The sequence below is a fragment of the Nitrosomonas sp. Nm166 genome (assembly GCF_900112825.1).
Lineage (GTDB): Bacteria > Pseudomonadota > Gammaproteobacteria > Burkholderiales > Nitrosomonadaceae > Nitrosomonas.
The window spans coordinates 54,653-60,652 of record NZ_FONE01000015.1 but is presented as its reverse complement, the minus strand read 5'-3'; the positions used below and the strand labels follow the sequence as shown (position 1 = coordinate 60,652).

Sequence of the window (6,000 nt, the reverse complement as noted above, 5' to 3'; positions counted from 1 at the left end):
CAAGTTGCTCCGTTCCACTTGCCTTCCGTGCCATGATGACCTCTACCAAAGGTAAAGGCTTATATTATTACTGTTTCTATCTGTAATTGGAATTAGGAGATAACATGCAAGAATTTACTATAGACCGTGATAACGGCGCGTCTTTATTTTTTACTGGTGAATTACTCGTCAAAGTATCAAGCTCTGACAATAACGCTTCGGGATCGTCGTATTCAGGTCAAACAGGACGCTGGCAAGTTCTGGCGTTATATAAAACTGAAGGCGGGAAGCTTATCTGTGAACGGATCGACCGCACACGCTCGCAAGGCGAAAGAGATTCACATCATGCGAAGGTATGCGCCAATAGCAATGAAGTAATTGATTTCTTCGGTCATGGATGGCTGGCCAAAGATTTGTATGATGAAGCAGAGATTAACGCTTGTGAAATAGTGGATTAAGACGCAACAAAAAAGCCTAGGGTTAAGCCTAGGCTGTTCAAAAATAATCGGTTGTGGTTGATTCTGGCGTGTCTGTTTTTTGCTTAAAACTGGTTTAAACGCTCATTTTTGACTTGAATCCGCGCCTGCATCAAAGCTACCCGGTACTCTTTCGTTTTATATGGATTCAGATTCCTTTTACGCCACTGTTTAGCTGACTCTACAGAATCAATCGGCATACCTTTTTCAATTAACCTGTATATCGCCTGACGAGAAACGCCAAGTGCACGCGCCAATTCAGTTTTGTTCATGGTGTAACCCTATAGAATTTTAAAATGCTCAGAAAATTTAAAATCGCCTGGTAAAACAAGTTCAAAGTTCACCTAATATCGTAAGTTGTAAGGCTGTATGGATTTTTCATTTCTAGATTTCAATCGGGCCTCGAATTACGCCCATGACATCAAGTCGTCAAAGTACCTTAAACATTTATAAACAATAACTTATTCATTGCAATGATCCTTTGTTTATCAATTCAAGCAACGTGAAAGGATCATACTTAGCCTTGGGAATCATCATTTCAAAAGTATATTGGTTACGAATAACTATAGTTATGATCACATTATCAGGATCACTATCCATATCGGTAATGATTGCCCGTTTCGTTTCTGGATTATCCGTAAGTATTGCCAATACCTTAGCGTACCTTCCTTGGCGTTTCAGCTCTGCAAGGATCGCCGGTTTGTGCTTCTTTAACCGTTCTATCAGCTCTTTGGTTATTTTTTCGGCTGGTGATAATTCCAGAAAATCACCATCGGCTCTAATTGTCACACCTTCAGCTTTTAAAGCTTCAATTATTCCTATTATCATTCTCAAACCCTCACGGATTCAGAGACATTATTTTTTCTAGAGGAAAGTTCTGAAACAACGTTCCCAATGTTCCCAATGTTCCCGGGCAGATTCTTAACGGTCACAGTGATACCTCGCTCATTACCAATGCGCTGTCGACTTGAGCTAATTTCTACGGATATACCCACCAGGGCGAGTGCGGGCATTTGCCGCCTAAGCGCATCAGCAAGACCTTTTGCGGATCGCGGCCAATTCTCGGAATCATGACGATAATCAATCAGTTTAGTAAGTAAGCTTTGAACAGTCCCATGAAATACAGTTGATCCTTCAGGGTATTTTTTTGCAAACTCACACAAAGCAATTGCTGCAGGCGAAGATTCCATTGCCCGGCTAACACCTTCATTTAAATTGGCACGATAAAGCCTTGTAAATTCCCCTTCTTCAAACCCCTGTGCCTGCATCATCGCTTCCCCCAGCCGGGTAAAGTCTGCCATTCTTGGTGGATTAATTAGCTTCACCTTGGGCATTTGTTTTAAAGTATCAACAAGAAGATCCAGCAACCCCCCAAATATCAAAGGCAGCGCCGCTTGCCATTCCTTCTCAAGCTCTAATTCTTCTTTGTAATTGATTCGTGGCAACTCCAGGCATATTGCTCTGTCTGTCAAATCCTGCGCAGTGATCACATTAGGTATGCTATTGATAATGATTGGCTGCTTAGCATCTATTACCGTTTCCTCGTCATCAGAATAAAGCGTTCGTGCTGCAAAACCGCCACCGGTTGCAAGTGTGCAGAAAGCATCCTGAAGCGGTGCGCTTAAATGAGATAAGTTTTCATAACTGATTAACCAGTTACAACCAGCGCCGACAAAAATATCCTGTACTGATTTCGGGGCGGATCGAAGATTGACTGCGCTATTGTCGATAAGCTGCCTAATTCGGTCTTGCGTGCTTGATTTCGCGCTTCCCTGTGTACCGGATAGGGATAAGACAGGCTTTGGCGTTTCACAGCGGAATGATTCAACAATCCAGGCAAGGGCAAGTGGCCTATCATCTTCTTTCACGTTAATGAACTTCCAAATCAAATCAAGATTACCGCCGTGCTTTGGTGTCGGTAAGGGCTGCATTGAAGAAGGCTTCCAGAATTTAACAGGTGGATCGTCAACAATACGCCAGCCACTTGGTAATACTTCAATCGTTCGCATTTGATCGTCAGCCAGAAAGATATAATGCCCGCCGTTGTATTCTGCAACACGCAAATAAATCTGCTGCTGTTTCCCTTCAAACTTTGCAATGCCAGACAAGGCGAAACGCGCTTGTTTAATCGATGCCTCATTGGCTGATTGACCTGTTGTCGAGTAATACTGAAAACTGATCCACTCAATGAACTGCTTGCCATTAATCGCCATGGTTGAATCAATCCCATCAATGGCTGCTGTAACATAGGCACGTTCTGTTTTAGGGTCATAAAACAGTTCACCTTTTTCTATAACCATCTGGATTAATTCAGCCGCTGCGCTGTCGCTGTTGCTGCTACCTTCCGTTGGGCTTGATGATTCATCGATATCAGACATCAGAATACCGCTTGGCTTTGCATGCTTGATTCTTACTCGGTACTCTGCCGCCAGCCCAGGGTCGGATTTGCGTATCTGCTTATAAGCATCCAGAAATTTAGGTGACATCAATTCACCCGGCTGATCCTTACAGATAAGTAACACCTCATCAATAACCTGGCGAGCGTTTTTTAATGTTTCATCTTGCACAATTTCCGCATCGTCAAGGTTGAGGGTGGGAACATTGGGAACGTTGGGAACATTGTTTGAAAGTATTTCGTCCGGAAAAATATTTTGTAAATTATCCATATTGACGCCCCCCAGTCAGATAATCATTCCAATCCTGGCCGGGTACAGGTGGAATCATCACTTTCCCGCCTATTGCTAATGCTGCTTCTCTTGCCTTTTTTTTTCCAACGCCTGATAGATCGTTATCGCCACAGATGATGATTTCACTATCTGGTGATAGCTCTCTGATATTCTTAGTGACAGATAACAGGTTGCCAGCATCAAATGCGATAACTACACGCTGCCCACAATCTTCATAAAGACTTGCGCCCGTGGCAAACCCTTCACAGATCAGAATGCGCTTTGTAAGATCGCCAATGATATGAAAGCAGCCGCGCTTCCTTCCACCATATAGAAAGCGCTTATCACCTTGGGGACTAATGAATTGAAGGTTAACCAATTGATCTGATTCGTTATAGATTGGGATAACCAAAGATTCATGATAAAGCCTCGCGCTATGTTGCTGAATCTGTTTAGTAATCAGATATTGGTGATTTTCTCTTCTGGCGATTGGCTTTGATTTGCGCCAGATAGAAACAGCCTTGTTTGCTGCTTCCTTATGCTTTTGACGTATCTCTGCTTCACGCTGAGCCTTGGCTTCCTTGATCTTTTTAACAACAGTATAGGGAATACGAGAACTGCTTGAACTGTTCCACGTTTGGGATAAACCCGTTGTAAAATCCATAAACCAGCCAGCCGGGCAACCGTCAATGTGTAGCGTATAAGCGCCATTTAAACTGCCGCGCTTATGGCCTTCAATATGGAATCGATGCAATCTACCATCAGCAATGATTTCGCCAGAATAAGCTATTCCAGCGTCTCGCATTACTTGGCGGAATTGTTCAACTACTGAATATGATTGGTGTATAACAGGTTCAGAAATGTTAAAATAACACTTGTTATTTGCATTATCTAAACCCGCATCTTGCCTTTGCGGGTTTGTCATTTATGCCACCTCCGCTCTGTAATTAACGGGGTCAGCAAGCCATTTATGCAGTTCCTGATTGTCGTAGTAAGTACAACGAATACCCATGCGCTCAGGTTGTGGGGCACGGCCTTTTATAGATAACTTTCTGAATGTTTCTCTCGAAACGGGTGAGAATTTGGCTACTTTTGACCAGCGGGATTTGCCGGTTAATGGAAGTACTTCGGGTGAAACTCGTTTTTCTTTTTCTGACATAGGCACCTCTATGATTAATGAAAATTCACCAATCAGGTGGCTATCAGCGTATTTCTATTGCCTTGAATTTATTATCATCAATAAATGATATCGATTTATCTCTTGCGATATCGCTTTATCTCTATTGCAATAAGTACAGCATAGCTGTACTATGGCTTTAATAGAAAAAAGTATTGTGTTTTTTCATAATAAAAATAAATATTCAAATATATTCAATAGTTTAATAACGCAAATATCCACCATAGTGCGTTATTACATCATGAAGGTCTTGAAGTCCGCCATGACATAATTTGGCACAAACCCGTTACGGATTGCCGTCCTTGGCGGGTTTTCTCATTTTTGGTGTACTGAGATTCGCGCATCTTACCACACGTTTACAAATACACAAGATAACTTTATTTTCTGCTGTTGCATACTATATGTTGTGGATAACTTTTACTAAGAACTACCTATTGCGTTAAATTGTAATATCGTTGCACCCGTCTTTATCGCTTCCAAATAATCCGCCCAGTCCTGCATCATTCGTGCTCGTGGTTCAAGGTACAGCGCATGGTTATAGGCTGCTGAGACTGCATCACGTTTGCTATGCGCAAGCTGTAATTCAATATGCTCATGGTTATAGCCTTGTTCGTGAAGGATCGTTGAAGCTATGCTTCTGAAGCCGTGGCCTGTCATGCGTGAGTGATAGCCCATCCGGTAGATTGCATACAGGATTGTATTATTGCTCATTGTCTTGCCGTCTCGGCGTTCACTAGGAAACAGTAAAGTTTCATCAGTAGATAATGCCTTGATTTCTTCCAATACTGTTATAGCTTGAAGGGATAAGGGCACGATATGCGGTGTTTTCATCTTCATGCGTTCAGCCGGTATGCGCCATTCTTTCTTATCCAGGTCGATTTCTTGCCATCTTGCACCGATCAATTCACCTGTTCTAACGAAAGTATAGGCCATCAATTGCAGCGCCAGCTTGGTTAATGGCTGGCCGTCATATGCGTCGATTCTGCGAAGTAGTTCGGGAAGTTCTTTTTCATTCAAGCTGGCATAGTTAGTTTTCTTTGTCGATTTCAGTACATCAGAAGGCTTGATATCAGCGGCCGGGTTACGTTCTGCTAGTCCGTGCGCCACTGCATAACGGAATACTTGACCGCACATGGTTAAAGCGCGTTTCGCGATATCCAAGGCGCCCCGGGCTTCAATTTTCTTGATAACCGTTAGAAGTGTGGCTGCAGTAATTTCATTAATCGGTTTATTACCGATCCCAGGGAATACGTCCGCTTCCAGCCGCCGGATCGTATAGCCTGCATGTCGTTCGGTTCTGCCATGCTTCCAATGATTCCACCATTGACGCGCTACTGATTCAAAGCTGTTTTCGGCTGCTATGGCTTCTTGCTGCTTTTGTTCTTTGCGATTCTCTGAAGGGTCTATGCCTTGCGTGAGTAAATCACTGGCAGTTACCCGCGAATCACGTGCTTTTTTAAGGGTAACTTCTGGGTAAGTCCCAATAGATAGCATTTTTTCTTTACCGTTAAACCGGTAACGATACCGCCACCATTTGGAACCGTTGGGATTGATCAACAAAACAAGTCCATCGCCATCTGATAGCTTGTAAGGTTTATCCTTGGGCTTTGCTGCTTTTATAATAGGATCGTTAAGCTTCATTTGTGGGTAACTTTTTTAGATAATTGAAGTTACCCGCAATGTTACCCGCATTTTAGATTTG

General features: G+C 42.9%; 7 protein-coding genes. 1 reads left to right on the top strand and 6 read right to left on the bottom strand.

What is annotated here, in order from left to right; genetic code table 11:
• The first annotated feature begins 104 nt into the window (after positions 1-104).
• A complete protein-coding gene (locus BM021_RS06135) occupies positions 105-437 on the top strand; it encodes a hypothetical protein (protein WP_090719924.1) in 333 nt (110 codons plus the stop codon).
• Positions 438-520: 83 nt separating this feature from the next.
• Here the strand turns inward: BM021_RS06135 and BM021_RS06130 are convergent, their stop codons facing one another.
• The 6 genes from BM021_RS06130 to BM021_RS06105 all read right to left on the bottom strand — a co-directional run bounded on the left by BM021_RS06130 (position 521) and on the right by BM021_RS06105 (position 5,939).
• Entirely contained in the window at positions 521-727 is a 207-nt protein-coding gene (locus tag BM021_RS06130; protein ID WP_090719922.1) for a hypothetical protein, read from the bottom strand.
• 193 nt (positions 728-920) lie between these two features.
• Complete coding sequence (locus tag BM021_RS06125) at positions 921-1,283, bottom strand: TubC N-terminal docking domain-related protein (protein ID WP_090719919.1); 363 nt, start codon at positions 1,281-1,283, stop codon at positions 921-923.
• A 2-nt stretch (positions 1,284-1,285) separates the two neighbouring features.
• Positions 1,286-3,121 carry a hypothetical protein gene (locus BM021_RS06120; protein ID WP_090719917.1) on the bottom strand — a complete coding sequence of 612 codons (1,836 nt, stop codon included), beginning with the start codon at positions 3,119-3,121 and terminating at the stop codon, positions 1,286-1,288.
• Positions 3,114-4,046: a toprim domain-containing protein gene (locus tag BM021_RS06115; RefSeq protein ID WP_090719915.1), complete on the bottom strand. Its 933-nt coding sequence runs from the start codon at positions 4,044-4,046 to the stop codon at positions 3,114-3,116. Before BM021_RS06115 ends, BM021_RS06120 begins: the two co-directional genes overlap by 8 nt.
• A complete protein-coding gene (locus tag BM021_RS06110) occupies positions 4,047-4,280 on the bottom strand; it encodes a helix-turn-helix transcriptional regulator (protein WP_090719914.1) in 234 nt (77 codons plus the stop codon).
• A gap of 438 nt (positions 4,281-4,718) precedes the next feature.
• Positions 4,719-5,939 (bottom strand): tyrosine-type recombinase/integrase, encoded by a 1,221-nt coding sequence (locus BM021_RS06105; RefSeq protein ID WP_090719912.1) that lies wholly within the window; start codon positions 5,937-5,939, stop codon positions 4,719-4,721.
• Positions 5,940-6,000: the final 61 nt, after the last annotated feature.

What these genes read in the sequence shown, in the direction of transcription:
- BM021_RS06115 (WP_090719915.1), bottom strand. Translation starts at nt 4,046, where the DNA reads ATGACAAACCCGCAAAGGCAAGATGCGGGTTTAGATAATGCAAATAAC.
- BM021_RS06135 (WP_090719924.1), top strand. Translation starts at nt 105, where the DNA reads ATGCAAGAATTTACTATAGACCGTGATAACGGCGCGTCTTTATTTTTT.
- BM021_RS06105 (WP_090719912.1), bottom strand. Translation starts at nt 5,939, where the DNA reads ATGAAGCTTAACGATCCTATTATAAAAGCAGCAAAGCCCAAGGATAAA.
- BM021_RS06110 (WP_090719914.1), bottom strand. Translation starts at nt 4,280, where the DNA reads ATGTCAGAAAAAGAAAAACGAGTTTCACCCGAAGTACTTCCATTAACC.
- BM021_RS06120 (WP_090719917.1), bottom strand. Translation starts at nt 3,121, where the DNA reads ATGGATAATTTACAAAATATTTTTCCGGACGAAATACTTTCAAACAAT.
- BM021_RS06130 (WP_090719922.1), bottom strand. Translation starts at nt 727, where the DNA reads ATGAACAAAACTGAATTGGCGCGTGCACTTGGCGTTTCTCGTCAGGCG.
- BM021_RS06125 (WP_090719919.1), bottom strand. Translation starts at nt 1,283, where the DNA reads ATGATAATAGGAATAATTGAAGCTTTAAAAGCTGAAGGTGTGACAATT.